Genomic DNA, 17,115 nt, shown 5'->3' with positions numbered 1-17,115 from the left:
GTCAGGTAGGTTGGCCGCAGGCGTCCGGATCTGAGGGCCGGTGACCGCAGGCTTGGTGTTCGACAAGTTTCATCGGACGACTCCGGGTGTCGGTTTTCGTGCCACACGTCACGACAACTGCGCGCAACCGCTTGCCGGCCCGCCGAACACCGCTCGACCATGGGCGGATGGGGCCGGAGCGTCGGGTGATCGTCGGAGTCGACGTCGGCACCAGGGCCGTGCGGGCTGTCGCGTTCGCACTGGACGGCACCGCACGACACGTCGCGACCCGGGAGTACCCACTGCGTGAGCCGATGCCCGGCTGGCAGGTACAGGAGCCGGACGTGCTGATGGCGGCCACCCTGGCGGCGATGACCGCGTGTGTGTCCGGCATCTCCGGGGCGGAGGTGGTCGCCGTCGCGCTCAGCTCCGCCAGGTACGGCCTGATCGGGCTGGACGCGGCCATGACGCCGGTGACGCCGCTGCTGACCCAGCGCGACAGGCGGTCGTCGGAGGCGGCCCGCGAGTTGCGGTCGTCCGGCCAGAGCCGGGAGCTGCACCGGTTGACGGGTACGCCCGTGCACCCGATGAACCCGCTCTGCAAGCTCCTGTGGTTCGCCCGCCACGAGCCGTACCTCTGCGCTACGGCACGGTGGTGGATCGGCCTGAAGGACTACGTGATCCATCGGCTCACCGGGATGGTGGTGACCGAGTTGTCCTCGGCGTCCGGCACCGGGATGTTCGACGTGCACCGTCGGGCGTGGAGTTCGGCCGTCCTCGATCTCGCCGGGGTGTCCGAGAGCCAACTGCCCCCGGTCCTGCCCACGACGGCGGTATTGCGGTTGTCGCCGATGGCCGGGCGCGCGGTCGGCCTGCCTCCCGGCACACCGGTCGTCGTCGGTGCGGGTGACGGTCCGTTGCGGAGTCTGGGCGCGGCGGCGATCGACCACACCGTCGGTGGCCTGACGCTCGGGGCCACCGGGGCTCTGCGGACGGTCGTCAGGGACCCCCGGATCGACCCGGACGAGACCTTCTCCTGTGGGGCGCTGACCGAGGACGCGTGGGTTGTCCGCGGGGCGGTCGGCAACGGCGGCAACGTCGTGCGGTGGGCGGGACGGGTCCTCGGTGACGAGCACGCCACACCCGCGCTGCTGGATGTCGCCGCACGGATCGCACCGGGCAGCGACGGTCTCGTAATGCTGCCCTACCTGCGGGCCGACGAAGCCCCGCCGGAGAGCTGTGCCCCGCCCGGCGCGTTCCTGGGGCTGCGCAGCGAGCACTCGCGCGGGCACCTGGTCCGGGCCGCCGTGGAGGGCGTCTGCCTGCAACTCGGCGGTCTCCGTGACCGGCTGGCTGACCTGACGCCGATCGGCAGCGTACGTCTGACCGGCGACGCCTTCCGGTCTCCGCTGTGGCGCGAGGTGATGGCGGCGGTCCTGGACTGTCCGGTCCAGGTGACGAGCGCGGCCGGCGACGCCGCCCTGGGCGCGGCGGCGCTCGGGCTCTTCGCGATCGGCCACACCGCGGATCTCCAGGAGGCGCTGACCCAGCTCGACTCCGGGGTCGTCGGCGGCGAGCCCGTCGAGGTCGACCCGGCGCTCACCGCGGCCTACCGCGGTCTGCGGGCGAGGCTGCCCACGCTCCTCACGGTCGCCGGTCAGCTAGGCGAGATCCTCGACGAGGTGGCCGGTGCCGGCCTCAGTGCTCCGGTTCGTCCTTGACCTGGGCCACAAGCTGGGTCGGGTTGACGTAGCGCAGTGCGACGACGAGCAGGACCAGCATCATCGAGGTGTAGATGACCGCCATGGCGTCGACCGACTGCTGGGCCCTGATCCCGGACGCGGACATCGAGTAGTAGAGCGCCACCACAAGGGTCTGCGAGTCGGGCCCCGCGGTCAGGAAGGTCAGCTCGAACATGCCCACGGTCCGGACCAGCACGAGGATCGCGGAGGCGAGGATGCCCGGCACGAGCAGCGGCGTGAGGACCCGGAGGAACACCGTGCGCAGGCCCGCGCCGCACATCCGCGCGGCGCTCTCGATCCGCGGGTCGATCTGCTCGATGAACGGGGTCATGGTCAGGATGACGAAGGGCACCGACGGTACGAGGTTGGCGAGCACCACCCCGGACATGTGCCCGGCCAGGCCGAACTTGTAGAGGACGGTCGCCAGCGGGATGCCGTACGTGATCGGGGGCATGAGGATGGGCAGCAGGAACACCAGGAAGATCAGCCGTTTGCCCGGGAACGAGCGTCGCGCGAGGGCGTAGGCGGCCGGCACGCCGATCACCAGCGAGAGGCCCACGACGAGTACGGAGACCTCCAGCGTCACGACGATGACCTGCAGGAGCGCGAACTCCTCCCAGGCCCGGGTGTACCAGCTGGTGGTGTAGCCGTCCGGGAGCCAGGTGTCGAACCACCGCTGGCCGAACGAGCTGACCAGCACGGACGCCACCACGCCCAGCAGGTTGAGGAAGAAGAAGATGACGACGCCCCACACGATCCAGGCGGCCGGCCGCGCGGTGATGCGCCGCCGCCGGTCGGTGCTGGGGGCGGGGGGCCGTGCCGGTGGCGCCTGGGTGGTCGTTGCCATCAGCCCTTGCCTCCGGTGGAGCCGGTGTAGAAGCGGCTGCGAGCGGCCAGCACCACCGCGATGATGACCAGCTCGACGAAGCCCATGATCATGGCGATAGCCGACGCGTACGGGTAGTCGTACTGCTCGTACGCCGCCTGGTAGGCGGCGAGGGAGATGACCCGGGTCTCCCCGGCCGGGTTGCCGACCAGGACCGCCGACGGAAACACGCTGAACGCCAGGACGAAGGTCAGGCAGAAGGTCGTGGCGAGACCGGGCATCAGCAGCGGCAGGGTGATCCGGGTGAACCGGCGACGCCAGTCCGCGCCCAGCGTCGCCGCCGCCCGTTCCAGGGTCGGGTCGATGCCGGACAGGTACGAGAGCACCAGCAGGAACGCGAACGGAAAGCCGGTGATCACCAGCGAGAAGAACACGCCCCAGTAGTTGTGGGTCAACCGCACCGGCTCGTCGACGAGGTTGGTGGCCAGCAGGATCCGGTTGAACCAGCCGGTCGGGCCGAGGAAGTTCAACAACCCCTGTGCGGTGAGGACGGTGCCGAGCGTGATCGGCACGACCAGCAGCGTGGTGACCAGCCGCTTGCCCCGGAACCGGCCGCGCATCCGGTAGGCGATCGGCACCGCGGCGAGGACGTTCAACAGCGCGGCGGGCAACGCGATCCGCAGCGTGATCCAGATCGTGCCCCGCTCGTAGGAGTCGGAGAAGAATCGGGCGTAGTCGCTGAACGGCCCGCCCCTGGTCGGCTGGAACGAGAGCGTCAGCCCGTAGAAGAACGGGTAGAGGAACAGCGCGATGACGAAGACCAGGGCCGGAACCAGCAACCAGAGCTGACGATCGACGCCCCGCTCGGCGAGACGGTGCCGCCAGTGCGTCAGCGGCCTTCCGGGCCCGGCGCCGCTCACCGCGTCGCCGCCGAGGCGTCCTGGCGGTGGTTGGTCCCCGCCGACGCGTCGACGGGGTAGACGAGCAGCCGCTGCGGGTCGACGGCGAGCTTGACCTGGTCGCCCGGGGCGATCCGTTGCTCGGTCCGCAGGTGCAGCAGCAGCCCGGTGTCGGTGCGGGCCTCGGCCGCCAACTCGCGGCCCTGGTACTCCACCACCTCGACGGTCGCCGACATGGTGTTGTGGGTCTCGGCGGGCCCGTCGACGCGGATGTCCTCGGGGCGTACCGCGACCACGGCCTCCGCCCGGGTCTGGAGGCCCCCCACCACCTCGCCGAGCAGGCGATGGCCGGACGACTCGACGGTGGCCCGGTCGCCGTCGAGTTGCTCCACCCGCCCCCGCCACAGGTTGCGGTAGCCCATGAAGTCGGCGACGTGCCAGTTCGCCGGCCGGGTGTGCAGCTCGCGCGGCGAGCCGATCTGCTGCACCCGCCCCTCCCGCAGCACCACCAGCCGGTCGGCCAGGGAGAGCGCCTCCTCCTGGTCGTGGGTCACGTAGACGGTGGTGAGCCCCAGCGACTGGTGCAGCCGGCGGATCTCGGTCCGCATCTCCAGGCGTAGCTTGGCGTCGAGGTTGCTCAACGGCTCATCCATCAACACCAGCGACGGCTCGAACACGACGGCGCGGGCGATGGCGACGCGCTGCTGCTGCCCACCCGACAGCTGACCGGGCAGCTTGTCGACGTGGTCCTCCAGTCGCACCAGCCGCACCGCCTCCTCCGTGCGCCGGCGGATCTCCTCCTTCGGCAGCCGCCGCATGCGCAGCCCGAAGGCGATGTTCGCCCGCACCGTCAGGTGCGGGAAGAGGGCGTAGCTCTGGAACACCATGCCGAAGCCGCGCCGCTCCGGTGGCAGCGTGTCGATGCGGCGTTCGTCCTGCCAGATGCTCCCCGCCGTCAACGGCAGCAGCCCGGCCAGGCAGTTCAACGCCGTCGACTTGCCGCAGCCGGACGGGCCGAGCAGGGCGATGAACTCCCCCGCCCCGATCGTCAGGTCCAGCTCGGTGAGCGCGGCCTGACCGCCGAACCGGCGGGACACCCCGTCCAGCCGCAGCTGGGTGAAGCCGCTCATCCCTGCTTGACCTTCCCGCCGCCGATCTCGCGGTCCCAGCGGCTGAACGCCGCCACCAGGCTCTTCGCGTCGAGCGGGACCTCGGTCGGGTTTCCGGCGATCAGCGCGTCGTACTCGGGGCGACCGAACTCCCGGATCGCGTCCTGGCTCTTCTGCGGCGCCGACGAGAGCTGGACCTCCTTGATGGCCGGGCCTGGGTAGAAGTAGCCCTCGTCGTACGCCTTCGCCTGCTGTTCGGGGGTGAGCATGAACGCCAACAGGGCCAGCACCGCGGCCTGGGTGTCGGTCGACACGCCCTTGGGCATGACGGCGTAGTGCGCGTCGGTGACCCAGTGGAAGCCGTCGATCGGGGTGATCCGGGCCTCCTTGGGCACCGTGCCGAGCACCCGCGGGTTGATGTCCCAACCGGTCGTGCTGACGATCAGGTGCGCGGTGCCGTTGGCGAGGTTCTTCATCGTCTCGGTGGTGCCGGACGGGTAGTAGTCGACGTACTGGCCCAACTCCTTGAGGAAGGCCCACGTCTTGTCCCATCCCGCGGTGGGGTCCTTGGGGTTCGTGTCACCCAGGATGTAGGGCAGACCCATCAGGAACGTCCGGCCCGGGCCGGAGTTGGCCGGGCGGGCGTACTGGAATTTCCTGGGGTTGGCCTTGGCCCAGGCGAGCAACGCGTCCGCGCTGGTGGGTGGCGTCGCGAGGCGGGACGGCAGGTATTCGAGCAGCGGGCCGGACGGGTAGTAGGTGACCGTGACGCCCGCGTTGCCGGCGAGCTGCTGCATCGCGGCGGCCGGCGACAGGTAGTCGCGCATGCCGCCGAGGCGGTCCTGGAAGGCCGGCAACACGTCGATCCAGAGCCCCTGCTCGATCCCGGCGGCCAGACCGTCGACGCCGGTCAGCACGAGACCGATGTCCACCCGGTCCGCCCCCTGCTGAGCCTTGATCTTCCCGGCCAGCTCGGGCGCCGGCGCCTTCGAATAGGTCACCCGGGAGATCACGTCGGGGTTCTTCGAGACAAACTCGTCGATCATCCCCTGGGTCAGCTGGAGGTTGCCCGCCACGTCGAGGACGTTGAGGGTGACGGCCTTACCGGGCCGCTGTGGCACCTCGCCCGTGGTGTCGCCCTTGGTGTCACCGGGAGCCTCGGGTGCCCCACACCCGACCGCGCCCACCAGGAGCGACGATGCCGTGACCAGGAGAGCTCCGCGCCGCGTCATACCCATGAGCCGTTCCCTCCGCCAGGTGTCATCCCTGCTGATTGAGGCAGTCGGTGCGCCACGGCGGCAACGGGTTGCCATGTATTGCCTCGCGCGAATGCGATCGGACGGCTGGATTGTTGCGGGGGCATTGCCGAGTATTCACGGCCGCCATAGCATGATCACTGCGCCCCAGCTGGGAGGAGCATGACAATGCCCGACCACACCAGGCCGCCGGAGAAGAGAGTCACGATCTACGACGTCGCGGTCGAGGCCGACGTCTCACCGTCCACGGTGTCCCGCGCCTTCTCCCGGCCGAGTCGCGTCAACTCCGAGACCGCCGAACGGATCCGGCAGGTCGCCGAGCGGCTGGGCTACCGCACCAGCCCGCTTCCCCGCGCCCTCACCACGTCCCGCACGCGCATGATCGCGCTCGTCATCGCCGACATCACCAACCCGGTGTACGCCGGGATCGTGCGCGGGGCGCAGGAGACGGCGATGCACGACGAGTACACCACGGTGCTCATCGACGCCCAGGAGTCCGACCGGGTGGAGCGGGCGGCGATCGAACGCACGATGTCGACTGTCGACGGCATCGTGCTCGCCAGCAGCCGGATGTCGGACTCGGCAATCCGGATGTTCGCCAAGCAGCGGCCGGTGGTGGTCCTCAACCGCGCCGTCGCCGACGTGCCCTGCGTCGTGACGGACAACCCCCGTGGGGTCCGGCGGGCCGCCGAGCACCTTGGGGAGCTGGGGCACGACCACATCACCTACGTCGCGGGGCCGCAGGCGTCCTGGCCGAACGGCATCCGCTGGCGGTCGTTGCTCGAAGCCGGCATGGAACTCGAAATCAAGGTGCGCCAGATCGGCCCGTTCAGCCCGACCATCGAGGGTGGCGAACGGGCCGCCGAGGAGCTGCGCGCCCGTCCCGCGACCGCCGTCCTCGCCTTCAACGACCAGATGGCGATCGGGCTCATCCGGGGTCTCACCCGGATGGGCGTCGACGTGCCGGGCGACGTCAGCATCGTGGGTTTCGACAACACTCTCGCCGCCGACATCGTCACACCCGGGCTCACCACGGTCGCGGCACCGTTCTACGCGGAGGGTTCGGCGGCGACCCGGCACCTGCTCACGATGATCGAGGGCGCCCCCGGGCACACCGGCCGGCCGATGGTCCTGCCGGTACGCCTCGTTGTCCGCCACTCGACGGCCGCCCGCGACCGGAAAGCGGGTCGCCCCCGACCGTGGGTACGCCAGCGGCCGGCGCTCGCCGCGAGCCTGCCGCCTCCCTCGGAGCAGTGAACACCGCCCCTGGGCCAGCTCAGCACACTACGGTTACGGTGCGTTACGGTCGCCGGGAAATGCTTGCTTGTACATGCAGGTCGGATGGACTGGGCGGGCGGCTCTATCGAGGGCCGAGCCCTGTCTTTCCGTCAATCAGCTCGCGCACGACGTCGAGATGACCCGCATGGCGCGCGGTCTCCTCGATCATGTGAAGAACGATGCGCCGCAGGTCGGTGACCTCGTCTCCGAGCCACCCTGGATGACGCACGCGCACCGGCGCAGACAGTGGCGTGGAGGCGAGGACAGCGTTGGATCGCTCGCACTGCGCGCGGTAGAACGCGAAGACCACCGATGGTGGTGGTGGGGTGGTCAGGGGGGTGTGGTCGTCGTCCGGCCAGGCCAGCGGCGAAGTGGAGCCGGTGGCGATCTCCTGGAACCAGTGCCGCTCGGCGTAGCCGAGGTGTTCCACGAGGCCCAACGGCGTCCATCCCGAGGGCAGGACGGCGGTGGTCAAGGCTTCGAGGTCAAGGCCGTCGACAATCGCGAGGACGCTGGCACGTTGCGCCTCCAGGAACATCAACAGTGCGTTCTTCTCACCGTCGTCCACCCGGCCCACGCCCTTCCTGGTCAAAAGATTGATGGTTTCTGTCGGGACACCTCGCCCGGCGCTCCAATGGCTGACCCGCCGCTCAGTCGAGCCAGCAGATCACCGCGGCGCCATCCCTGGCGGCCGCACCGAAGAAGCGTTGGACGTCGGGCAGGTAATGGGCCACCCACGCAAGTTGGCCGGGTCGATCCCAGATTCCGGGGTAGATGTCGGCCCGGACCAACTCCTGCGGGTCGACGCCCCGGATGAGGCCGTCCTGGGTGAGCTCGGCCAGGCGCGCCGCTGCCGTCGCGACGTGGACCGGTGTCAGATAGGAGGGCGGCCCGTAGCCCCAGTCGTCTTCGAGGTTGTCCAGAAAGTCGAACATCTCGTCGCTGTCGGGCTCGACGTCGGGCAGCTCCACGAACCGCTCCGCGCCCGACACCAGCGGAATCTCGAAGCCCAGCCGATCGAGGAGGAACTCGAACCCGTCCCAGGCCTTGTCGGTGGCCGCCCAGCGTTCAGAGTTGTCGTTCCGTTGCGTCATCGCGAGGTCGTAGGCCCAGCCGAGGTCTGTCCTCGCCCGCTCCAGTTCGTCGGGCGAAACGCGCAGCCAGTTGCCGTTCATGCTCACCGCGGCAGCCTAAGCACCGGCTACGACAATTCCCGGACAGCACCGAGATTCCCGCAGCCATGTTCCACCACGTCGAGGGCGGTTCTCGCGGAACGTGTCGGGGATTGGCGCCGCACGGGCCGCGACAAGAAACGACAACTCGTTGCCGGGGCACGGCGCCACCGAGGAACATCGACGCGCACCCATCTGTCGACGTCGTCGTGCTCCCGCGCCGGGCGCACGACGACGAGTGGACGAACGAGGAGACGCGATGATCCGAGGCTCGACGCCCAGACTACGACGGACCCTCATCGTGCTGGGCACGGCACTCGCCACGGTCGCGGCCACCCTCACGGTCGCCACGACACCGGTCGCCGCGGCACCGTCGCCGGACGACTACAGCGGCTCCGACCTGTGGCTGCGGTACGTGCCGGTCGACGACGCGAAGCTGCTGCGCGACTACCGCAGAGCGGCCACGGCGATCGTGGTCGAGAACGCCGACGCCACGAAAGTGCACCGGCACACCACCGACCTCGCCATGGCTCCCGGTTCCGGCGAGAAGCTCGTCGAGACCACGCTGGGCGCCGCTCGCGACGAACTGGTACGCGGCCTGGGCGGGCTGCTCGGCCAGCCGATTCCGGTGGCGACGGGTGACGGCGGCTCGGTCCCGGACGGCTCGGTCGTGGTGGGCACACCGGCGAGTTCGCCGCTGGTGGGCCGCAGCATCGCGGCCCGCGACCTGGCCACTGTGGGCGACGAGGGCTACCTCGTCCGCTCGGTGTCCAAGGGCAGGGCCCGGTTCACCGTCATCGCCGGCAACACCGACCTCGGCGCGCTGTACGGCACCTTCGCCTTCCTCCGGCTCCTGCAGACCCAGAAGCCCATCGACCACCTCCGCATCGCGGAGTCACCGAAGATCAAGCACCGGTTGCTGAACAACTGGGAGACCGAGCGTCTCTACGCGGGCAACAACGCCTCCGGGCTGGGCGGGCTGAACGGGGAGAGCGGCGCGATCTTCAACTTCGCCGCGACCGGCGCCAGCGCCGGCCGGAACCTGCCCGTCATCCTCGACCGTTACCTCGTCATGGCCCGCGCGCTGGCGTCCCTGGGCATCAACGGCATCACCATCAACAACGTCAACGCCGACAACGCGTACCTGACGAGCGCCCGCATCGCGCAGGAGGCGGCCCTCGCCGACGCGCTGCGTCCGTACGGCATCCGGCTTGGCCTGTCGATCCGCTACACCGCACCCACCGACAACCGGTTCGCGCCGGACACGCTGACCAACAGCCAACTCGACCCGTACGGTGTGGAGTTCCGGGGCTGGTGGCACCGCCGGGCCCAGCAGATCCAGGCCGCGATCCCGGACTTCATGGGCCTCACCGTCAAGGCCAACTCCGAGGGCCAGCCGGGGCCACAGGATTTCGGGTACGACCACGGTGACGGCGCCAACGCCATCGCCGCCGCGGTGGCGCCGCTCGGGATGACCGTGCACTGGCGCACGTTCGTCTACAACGCCGAGGTCGACAACGACCGGCTCAAGCGGGCCTACCTGGAGTTCGGGCCGATCGACGACGAGGTCCAGCCGGACGGCAGCCGGGGACGCTTCGCCGACAACGTGTTCCTCCAGACCAAGAACGGGCCACTGGACTTCCAGGCCCGGGAGCCCATCCACCCGATGTTCGGCCGGATGGAGAACACCAACCAGGCGTTGGAACTCCAGGTCACGCAGGAATACACCGGCCAGAACTGGATGCTGGCCTACCTCGGCCCGATGTACGAGGAGATTCTCAAGACCGACACGTACGCGACCGACGCGAACGGAAAGCTGCTCAAGGAGCGGCTGGTCGGCGACATCGTCGACGGGAGCGCCCAGCACCACTCGGACACCGCCATCGTGGGTGTCGCCAACCTCGGTAACGCCGACAACCTGACCGGGCACCACTTCGCCCAGGCGAACCTCTTCGCCTTCGGGCGGCAGGCGTGGGACTGGACGCTCGACTCGGCGGACATCGCGACCGACTGGACGCGGATGACCTGGAGCAACGACCGGCGCGTCGTCGACACCATCCGAAAGATGATGATGGGCTCGTGGGAGTCGCTGGTCAGCTACCAGACGCCGCTGGGCATCGGTCACCAGTTCGCCGAGGGCGCCCACTACCGCCCCGACCCCGCCGACTGGGCGGGCCGCGACGACTGGAGCCCGATCTACTACAACAAGGCCGACAGCGTCGGTCTGGGCTTCGACCGCTCCCCCACCGGCAGCAACCTGGCCGCCCAGTACTTCCCCCGCTTGCAGCAGCGCTACGGCAACATCGACTCCGTCCCGGAGAACCTGCTGATGTGGTTCCACCACGTGCCGTGGGGCCATCGGATGGACAGCGGGCGGACGTTCTGGGCGGAACTGGTTTACCGCTACCAGATGGGCGTGCAGTACGTGACCTGGATGCGGGAGACCTGGGACGCGCTCCAGCCGCACATCGACGCGCGCCGGTTCGCCGAGGTCCGCGCCAAGCTGGCGGTCCACGAGGCGGACGCCGCCGACTGGCGGGACACCTCGGTGAACTACTGGAAGGAGTTCAGCGGGCGGGACATCCCGGTCGACGACGCGCCACTGTCGGCCACGATCGTCGTGGACGGGAAGACCTACGGCGGCTTCAACCTGTCGGACACCTCGTACACCATCCCGGTGCCGGCCGGGGCGTCGCCGACAATCACCAAGGTGCGGACGACCGACCGGAAGGCCCGCTACGAGATCATCTCCCAGGCGGCCGGCGTGCCCGGTCAGGCGGTCGTCAAGGTCACCACGGAGAGCTTCTTCGGCACCCTGGTGAAGAACTACGTCTTCAACCTGGTGCCCGACACCACGCTGGCGACCCTGCGCGTCGACGGCGAGCGCCTGGCGTCCTTCTCACCGACGGTGCTGCGCTACAACGCCCTCGCCCCGGCCGGCACCACGACCGTCCCGACGGTCACCGCCAGCGCCGCCGACCCGGCAGCCTCGGTCGAGGTCGAGCAGGCAACCAACCCCACCGGGCAGGCTCGGGTCACCGTCACGAACGGCGGAGCGTCGTCGGTCTACACCGTGGACCTGAACACGACCATCACCGGCAGCGACGAGTTCGAGTCGTCCCAGCTCGGCCCGCAGTGGCAGTGGGTCCGGCCGGACGAGAGCCGGCGGCGTCTGGCCGACGGGTCCCTGGTCATCACCGCGCAGCAGGGCGACCTGCAGGGCAACGTCAACACCGCCCGGAACCTGGCCCTCCAGGACGTCGACGGCGACTGGACGGCCGAGTCCAGGGTGGTCTTCTCCCGGCCACTCGCCGCCAACAACGAGCAGGGCGGTGTTCTCGGGTACGCGGACGACAACAACTACGTGAAGCTCGCCTGGGAGATGGGCAACGCGACCGCGGCCATCAACAAGACCCGCATCGTCTTCCTGCGCGAACAGAACGGCGCGGCGTCGACACTGGAGATCACCGGTGCCGACGCCCAGCGCATCGTCGGGACCGACGGCGCCATCTGGCTCCGGCTGACCAAGATCGGCAACAGCTACCGCGCCTACTACTCCAGCGACGGAACCGTCTACCGCTACATCGGCTCCACCACACTGAACGCCGAGCCGACGAAGGCCGGGTTGCTGGCCTTCAACCGGGCCGGCACCTCCACCGACCTCGATGTCGCCTTCGACTACTTCCGGATCGAGAGCCGCGGGGAACGCGTCCGCTAGAGCACTCGGCGCTCGACCCCACCAGTCGGGTGCCGCCACCGCCACACCGGAAACCGCGACCGGGCCCGTCCCAGCTGGGACGGGCCCGGTCGTGCTCCCCCGAGCGGGATTCGTTGCCGTCAGCCCCCGATCGCGATGGCGAAGATGTGCATGGTCGGCACGTTCGTCGCCGGTCGGGCGCTGATGTTGGGCAACACCACCGAGGCCACCGCCTTGCTCTGCAACGTGACGCCCACGTAGTAGATGCAGGCGGCGGTGTTCTGGCGGACGTTGTTGGGCCGGTTCTGGTACGCGGACACGATGGCCGCGGTACCACCGGAGTGCGGCCCGCCATACCAGTCGGGCGAGCTCAGCGTGAACGTCTGGCGGGTGCCGTCGGCGTAGACCACCGTGCCGGTCCCGGAGACCGCGCCGTAGGTGCCGGTCAGCAGGAAACCGAGAGTCCTGCCGGTGCCGGTCACGCCGATGGTCTGGCCCGAGGCGATGGCGTTGTCGGGGGACCCGGAGCTGACGTTGGGCCAGCGGAAGTTGACCCCGTTGCGGCTCACCGTGCCGCCCGGGCTGGCGCCGGCCTGAGCCAGGGCCTGTGCGGAGAGCGAGGCCCCGCCGCCGTCGAAGTTACCGACGTTGGTGTTGCTGTCGCTGGTGATGCCGACGTTGCTGAAGCTCTGCTCCAGGGTGGGCGTGGCGACGCCGGAGCTGGTGACCCGGTAGGTGCGTCCGGCCTGCACGGTGACGTCGATGAGGTCGGAGTCGATCCGGGTGGTCCGGGCCGCCGTGCCGTCGGCGGTGTCGACGACCGTGACGGTGCCGGTCAGGATCCGGGAGCGGAGGCGGACGGTGCCGGCCCGGTCCGGCCGGACGAGGATCTCGGTGGCTACGCCGCTCGCCCACGTGATGCCGACCGTGTGCCCGCCCCGACCGCGCAGGCCGGTCACCCGCCCGCTCGGCCAGGCCGGCGGCAACGCGGGCAGAACGTGCAGCTCACCCGCGTGGCTCTGCAACAGCATCTCGGCGATGCCTGCGGTGGCGCCGAAGTTGCCGTCGATCTGGAACGGCGGGTGCAGGTCGAACATGTTGGGCGCGAGCCGCGCGGTGGTGGCGAGGTAACGGATCAGGTCGTGGGCCCGCTTGCCCTCCTCCATCCGAGCCCAGAAGTTGATTTTCCAGGCCAGCGACCAGCCCGTGCCGTCGTCGCCGCGCAACGCCAGGGTGCGGCGAGCCGCTTCGAACAACTGCGGCGTGCCGCGCTTGGTGATCTGGTTGCTGGGCGCCAACCCGTACAGGTGCGAGATGTGCCGGTGGTTGGGCTCGGTCTCCACCCAGTCGTAGAGCCACTCCATGATGTTGCCGCGAGAGCCGATCTTCATGGGTGGGAGCCGGTCCCGGGTGGCGCGCACCTGCGCCCGGAAGGTGCTGTCCACGTCGAGGATCTCGCTCGCCCGGGCGCACGCGTCGAACAGGTCCCGCAGGATCTGGTTGTCCATCGTCGGGCCGGCGCACACGCTGGCGTTCGAGTGGTGGCTGAGCTCCGGCGAGTTCGACGGGTTTGTCACCAGGTAGCCGAGGGTCGGCTCGGTCACCAGCGTGTTGAGGAAGAACTGGGCGGCGCCCTTCATGGCCGGGTAGTTCGTCCGTAGGAACTCGATGTCGCCGTTGAACAGGTAGTGGTCCCAGATCAACGTCGAGAGCCAGGCGCCACCGGTCTGCCACATGCCCCAGAACGCACCGTCCACCACCGCGGTGGCCCGCCACGCGTCGGTGTTGTGGTGGGTGACCCACCCACTCGCCGCGCCGTACTGCACCTGCGCGGTGCGGGTGCCGGTGACCGCGAGCTCCCGGACCATGTCGAAGACCGGGCCGTGGCACTCGGCCAGGTTGGTGGTGTTCGCCGGCCAGTAGTTCATCGGCAGGTTGGCGTTGATCGTGTACTTGGAATCCCACGCCGGCGCCAGCGAGTCGTTCCAGATGCCCTGGAGGTTCGCCGGCTGGGTGCCGGGCCGCGACGACGAGATCAGCAGGTACCGACCGTACTGGAACAGCAGCGTGGAGAACTGCGGGTCGTTGACGCTGTTGTGCTGGGCGATCCGGACATCGGTCGTCTGGTCGGCCGCGGACGTGCGACCCAGATCCAGAGTGACCCGGCCGAACAGCGCCTGGTAGTCGGCCACGTGTCGGCTGCGCAGTTGGTCGTAGCTGCTGGCCCGTGCCGCGGTGAGGCGCTGCCGGGCGATGCCCTGGTAATCACCACCGACGTTGCGGTAGTTGACGTAGCTGGAGCCGATGGAAATCAGCAGCGTCACGCTGTTGGCGTTGGTCACCCGCAGGGTGCCGCCGGAGCTGGACACGCTGCCGCCGCTGACGGTGGCGTTGGCCAGAGCGAGGAAGCGGACCGCGCCGGTGACGCCCTCCATGTTCCCGGAGACACCGTCGAGGCCGATGGTGGTGCCGTCCGGGCTGGACACCGTGGTGCGCTGCGGGCTGTCGAAGGTGGCGGTGAAGCTGATCGAACCGCTGCGGTCGGCGGTCAGTCGCATCGCGATCACCTGATCCGGCGCGCTGGCGAACACCTCCCGCTGGTGACGAACACCGTTCAACACGTACGTCGTCGTGACGGTGGCGGTGGTGAGGTCCAGCGTCCGGTCGTACTGTGACGCTCCGCTGGCGGATCCGAAGGCGAGCCGGAGGTTGCCGACGGTCTGGTAGGCCAGTTGGCCGCCCGGGTTGCCCATCATGGTCTGGTTGATCAGATCCTGGGCCTGGGTCCACTGGTTCGCGTTGACCAGCCGCCGGATCTCCGCGAGCGCTCCAGCGCCTCTGGTGTTGCTGGGGTCGTGCGGGCCACCGGCCCAGACGGTGTCCTCATTGAGCTGAAGTCGCTCGGTGTCGACGTTGCCGAAGACCATGGCGCCGAGCCGGCCGTTGCCGATCGGCAGCGCCCGCAGCCAGTCGGTGCCGGCCCCCTCGTCGTACCAGAGTGCGAGGTCCCCAGCGGCCAACACCTGTGGCGGCGCCACCGAGTCCGCTCGTGCCGCAGCGGTCCAGGGCACCGGCAGGAGAGCGCCACCCGCGCCGGCTGCGCTGATCTTGAGGGCTTGCCGTCGGGTCAGGTCTGACATCGATCCTCCAAACGGTGACCAGTCCGGCCACCCCGAAGCGGGACAACTGTGGGACTCGACATGGGGATCCGCTTGGTGGGGCCAACCGGGACCCTGCCTGCGCAGGCCGACGCCGGGCCTTGGCGAGCCAGACATCGGATGTGTTTCGGGAAGGTTACTCCGGGGCCACAGAATAGGCAACGGTCGATCAATGGGTGGACACCACGCCCCTCTGGCCGGTCAGCAAGATGCGCGGGCGGGCGAGCAGCGGCGCACTGACGCGACACCGTACGGCGATCCGCCGGAATCACGCCGACGATCACCCACCCGGATGGACATACATCAGATGTACGCAGGCGGGCAGTCGAGTCGGTCGTACATCAGCTCCGACGTACGCCCGACGAGGCAGCGCAACCCCGGTGGGCCCAAGGACGTGTAGTGGGAAATCCCGCTCGACGCCCCACCCGGAGGAACGATGACCCTGACCGCGCTCCGCGCCCTCCTGCCCGTCGCCGTGCTGACCAGCCTGGCGGCCTGCGGCACCGCCTCCCCCACTCCCACCGGGGCGAGCACCACGCCGCAGGCGAGCGCCGCACCCGCCTCGCCCGCGACGCCGCCCACCGCATCGCCGCCCACCGCTTCGCCGACGGGCAGCGGGTCGTCCAGCACCACCCCGGCCGCCTGCCCGGTGAGCGCAGCGACCCTGCAGGCCGCGTCGGGGTTGAGCAGCACCCACCGGATCGACCCGGATCGGATCAGGTGCGCGAGGCAGTGGGCCACGGCCGGCGTGCTCGCCATCGACCCCGGAATGCAGGGCGACGGTGTGCTGGTGTTCAAGCACTCGGACGGCAGATGGCAGAAGCTGGGCGAAGGCAGCGCCCTCGAATGCACCCCGTTCGGCATTCCGCCGGAAATCGGCGACCAGGTCGGCTGTCGCGACCACTGAGCACAGCGACTCCCGTACGCAATCGGGTTGTCCTCCGCCGGCGCACGGGTGACCATGGGCGGCATGGCGGGAGCTCGGCGGTGAGATCACCGCTCCAGGGTGGGCTGCCGCCGGGCGGCGCGGTGGTGATCGGGGCTGTCGTGGAGATCGCCTGCGACGAGTCGGGCTTCTCGGGCACGAATCTGCTGCACTCGGCCGCCCCGGTGATCACGCACGCGAGCGTCGACCTGGCCGTCGACGAGGCGGTCACTGTGATCACCGCACTACGGTCCGGGTTCCGGTTCGCACCGCACGAGCTCAAGTCCGGCCGGTTCCTGCGCGGCTCCGGTGCGCAGGAGGCACTGGAGTGGTTCCTGGCGGCGCTTGCCGGTCGCGCGCACGTCCACCTCATCGACAAGGAGTTCTTCCTCGTCACCCGTATCGTGGACTTCCTGCTGACCGAGCCGTCGTACGCGGCGGGCACCCGCCTTGCTCGCGAGCACCATCCGGCGGCTCTCGCCCTGCATGAGGCCGGACGCACGACCGGAAGCGACTGGGGTTCCTTCCTGTCAGCGTTCGTCGACCTCGTCCGGATGAAGCGGCGACTTCCGGTCGGCCAGACGATGCACCGGTTCTTTCAGGCCCGGGATGCGCTGCGGCGCCACGGGCTCGGCGCGGCGGCCGACGCCGTCCTCGACGGGCTCGACCCGAGCCACGTGCGAGCCGTGGTGGCCCGGCTCGATGTCGACGACCGCGCGGTCCCTCCCCCGCTGGAACCGCTGCTCCCGGCGCTGGCCGAGACGGTCCTGTCCTGGAGCGACGGCCAGCGGCAGGTGCTGGTGACCCACGACGAGCAGAGCGCCCTGACGGCCGACCGGCTGACCCGTCTCCAGCGGGCGCTGGCCGACGATGGCCACCCACAGTCGGCCGGCGTCAACCGAGCCGGGGCGTTGCCGAACGGGGTGTCACCCCTGGCGGGGCTGGTGATGGTCGACTCCCGCGACGATCCGCGCGTGCAGGTCGCGGATCTCCTCGCCGGAGTGGCCCGGCGGATGCCCGACATCATCGACGACGCGCTCCGTCAGCCGCCGCCCACCCCTGCGGGGTGACGGG

At 69.8% G+C, this 17,115-nt stretch carries 12 protein-coding genes; 5 read left to right on the top strand and 7 right to left on the bottom strand.

Features of this window, described 5'->3' with window-relative positions; all coding sequences use genetic code 11:
- Positions 1-167 precede the first annotated feature (167 nt).
- Positions 168-1,700 carry a gluconokinase gene (locus tag V6U86_RS30805; protein ID WP_334509524.1) on the top strand — a complete coding sequence of 511 codons (1,533 nt, stop codon included), beginning with the start codon at positions 168-170 and terminating at the stop codon, positions 1,698-1,700.
- Here V6U86_RS30805 and V6U86_RS30800 read toward each other — a convergent pair.
- From V6U86_RS30800 to V6U86_RS30785, 4 genes are read right to left on the bottom strand one after another with little or no spacing between them, the layout of a single operon-like run.
- Positions 1,678-2,568 (bottom strand): ABC transporter permease, encoded by an 891-nt coding sequence (locus tag V6U86_RS30800; protein WP_334509522.1) that lies wholly within the window; start codon positions 2,566-2,568, stop codon positions 1,678-1,680. The two genes, V6U86_RS30805 and V6U86_RS30800, sit on opposite strands and share 23 nt — an antisense overlap.
- Positions 2,568-3,467 carry an ABC transporter permease gene (locus V6U86_RS30795; RefSeq protein WP_334509520.1) on the bottom strand — a complete coding sequence of 300 codons (900 nt, stop codon included), beginning with the start codon at positions 3,465-3,467 and terminating at the stop codon, positions 2,568-2,570. Before V6U86_RS30795 ends, V6U86_RS30800 begins: the two co-directional genes overlap by 1 nt.
- Complete coding sequence (locus tag V6U86_RS30790; RefSeq protein ID WP_334509518.1) at positions 3,464-4,576, bottom strand: ABC transporter ATP-binding protein; 1,113 nt, start codon at positions 4,574-4,576, stop codon at positions 3,464-3,466. The genes V6U86_RS30795 and V6U86_RS30790 overlap by 4 nt, the downstream gene beginning before the upstream one ends.
- Complete coding sequence (locus V6U86_RS30785) at positions 4,573-5,793, bottom strand: ABC transporter substrate-binding protein (RefSeq protein WP_334509515.1); 1,221 nt, start codon at positions 5,791-5,793, stop codon at positions 4,573-4,575. The genes V6U86_RS30790 and V6U86_RS30785 overlap by 4 nt, the downstream gene beginning before the upstream one ends.
- Positions 5,794-5,979: 186 nt before the next feature.
- On the opposite strand from V6U86_RS30785, the gene V6U86_RS30780 reads away from it, so the two are divergent.
- Positions 5,980-7,068 carry a LacI family DNA-binding transcriptional regulator gene (locus tag V6U86_RS30780; RefSeq protein ID WP_334509513.1) on the top strand — a complete coding sequence of 363 codons (1,089 nt, stop codon included), beginning with the start codon at positions 5,980-5,982 and terminating at the stop codon, positions 7,066-7,068.
- 103 nt (positions 7,069-7,171) lie between these two features.
- Here V6U86_RS30780 and V6U86_RS30775 read toward each other — a convergent pair whose 3' ends face one another.
- Complete coding sequence (locus tag V6U86_RS30775) at positions 7,172-7,666, bottom strand: DinB family protein (RefSeq protein ID WP_334509511.1); 495 nt, start codon at positions 7,664-7,666, stop codon at positions 7,172-7,174.
- A gap of 73 nt (positions 7,667-7,739) precedes the next feature.
- Positions 7,740-8,264, bottom strand: coding sequence for a YfbM family protein (locus V6U86_RS30770; RefSeq protein ID WP_334509558.1), 525 nt, complete (start codon positions 8,262-8,264; stop codon positions 7,740-7,742).
- Positions 8,265-8,520: 256 nt separating this feature from the next.
- Between V6U86_RS30770 and V6U86_RS30765 the strand changes: the two genes are divergently transcribed.
- The gene (locus tag V6U86_RS30765; RefSeq protein WP_334509509.1) at positions 8,521-11,979 is read left to right on the top strand and encodes an alpha-glucuronidase family glycosyl hydrolase; all 3,459 of its coding nucleotides are present in this window, start codon (positions 8,521-8,523) and stop codon (positions 11,977-11,979) included.
- Positions 11,980-12,098: 119 nt separating this feature from the next.
- Here the strand turns inward: V6U86_RS30765 and V6U86_RS30760 are convergent, their stop codons facing one another.
- Positions 12,099-15,098 (bottom strand): glycoside hydrolase family 95 protein, encoded by a 3,000-nt coding sequence (locus V6U86_RS30760; protein ID WP_334509508.1) that lies wholly within the window; start codon positions 15,096-15,098, stop codon positions 12,099-12,101.
- Between the two features lie 454 nt (positions 15,099-15,552).
- Between V6U86_RS30760 and V6U86_RS30755 the strand changes: the two genes are divergently transcribed.
- Together V6U86_RS30755 and V6U86_RS30750 are read left to right on the top strand one after the other, a co-directional pair.
- A complete protein-coding gene (locus V6U86_RS30755; RefSeq protein ID WP_334509506.1) occupies positions 15,553-16,023 on the top strand; it encodes a hypothetical protein in 471 nt (156 codons plus the stop codon).
- An 80-nt stretch (positions 16,024-16,103) separates the two neighbouring features.
- Positions 16,104-17,111: a hypothetical protein gene (locus V6U86_RS30750; protein WP_334509504.1), complete on the top strand. Its 1,008-nt coding sequence runs from the start codon at positions 16,104-16,106 to the stop codon at positions 17,109-17,111.
- Positions 17,112-17,115: the final 4 nt, after the last annotated feature.

The sequence above is a fragment of the Micromonospora sp. CPCC 205558 genome, assembly GCF_036902955.1.
Lineage (GTDB): Bacteria > Actinomycetota > Actinomycetes > Mycobacteriales > Micromonosporaceae > Micromonospora.
This window is presented reverse-complemented; position numbering and strand designations above follow the sequence as displayed.

Coding starts and splice junctions, on each gene's coding strand:
- V6U86_RS30805 (WP_334509524.1), top strand. CDS start 168: ATGGGGCCGGAGCGTCGGGTGATCGTCGGAGTCGACGTCGGCACCAGG.
- V6U86_RS30800 (WP_334509522.1), bottom strand. CDS start 2,568: ATGGCAACGACCACCCAGGCGCCACCGGCACGGCCCCCCGCCCCCAGC.
- V6U86_RS30790 (WP_334509518.1), bottom strand. CDS start 4,576: ATGAGCGGCTTCACCCAGCTGCGGCTGGACGGGGTGTCCCGCCGGTTC.
- V6U86_RS30785 (WP_334509515.1), bottom strand. CDS start 5,793: ATGGGTATGACGCGGCGCGGAGCTCTCCTGGTCACGGCATCGTCGCTC.
- V6U86_RS30780 (WP_334509513.1), top strand. CDS start 5,980: ATGCCCGACCACACCAGGCCGCCGGAGAAGAGAGTCACGATCTACGAC.
- V6U86_RS30770 (WP_334509558.1), bottom strand. CDS start 8,264: ATGAACGGCAACTGGCTGCGCGTTTCGCCCGACGAACTGGAGCGGGCG.
- V6U86_RS30765 (WP_334509509.1), top strand. CDS start 8,521: ATGATCCGAGGCTCGACGCCCAGACTACGACGGACCCTCATCGTGCTG.
- V6U86_RS30760 (WP_334509508.1), bottom strand. CDS start 15,098: ATGTCAGACCTGACCCGACGGCAAGCCCTCAAGATCAGCGCAGCCGGC.
- V6U86_RS30755 (WP_334509506.1), top strand. CDS start 15,553: ATGACCCTGACCGCGCTCCGCGCCCTCCTGCCCGTCGCCGTGCTGACC.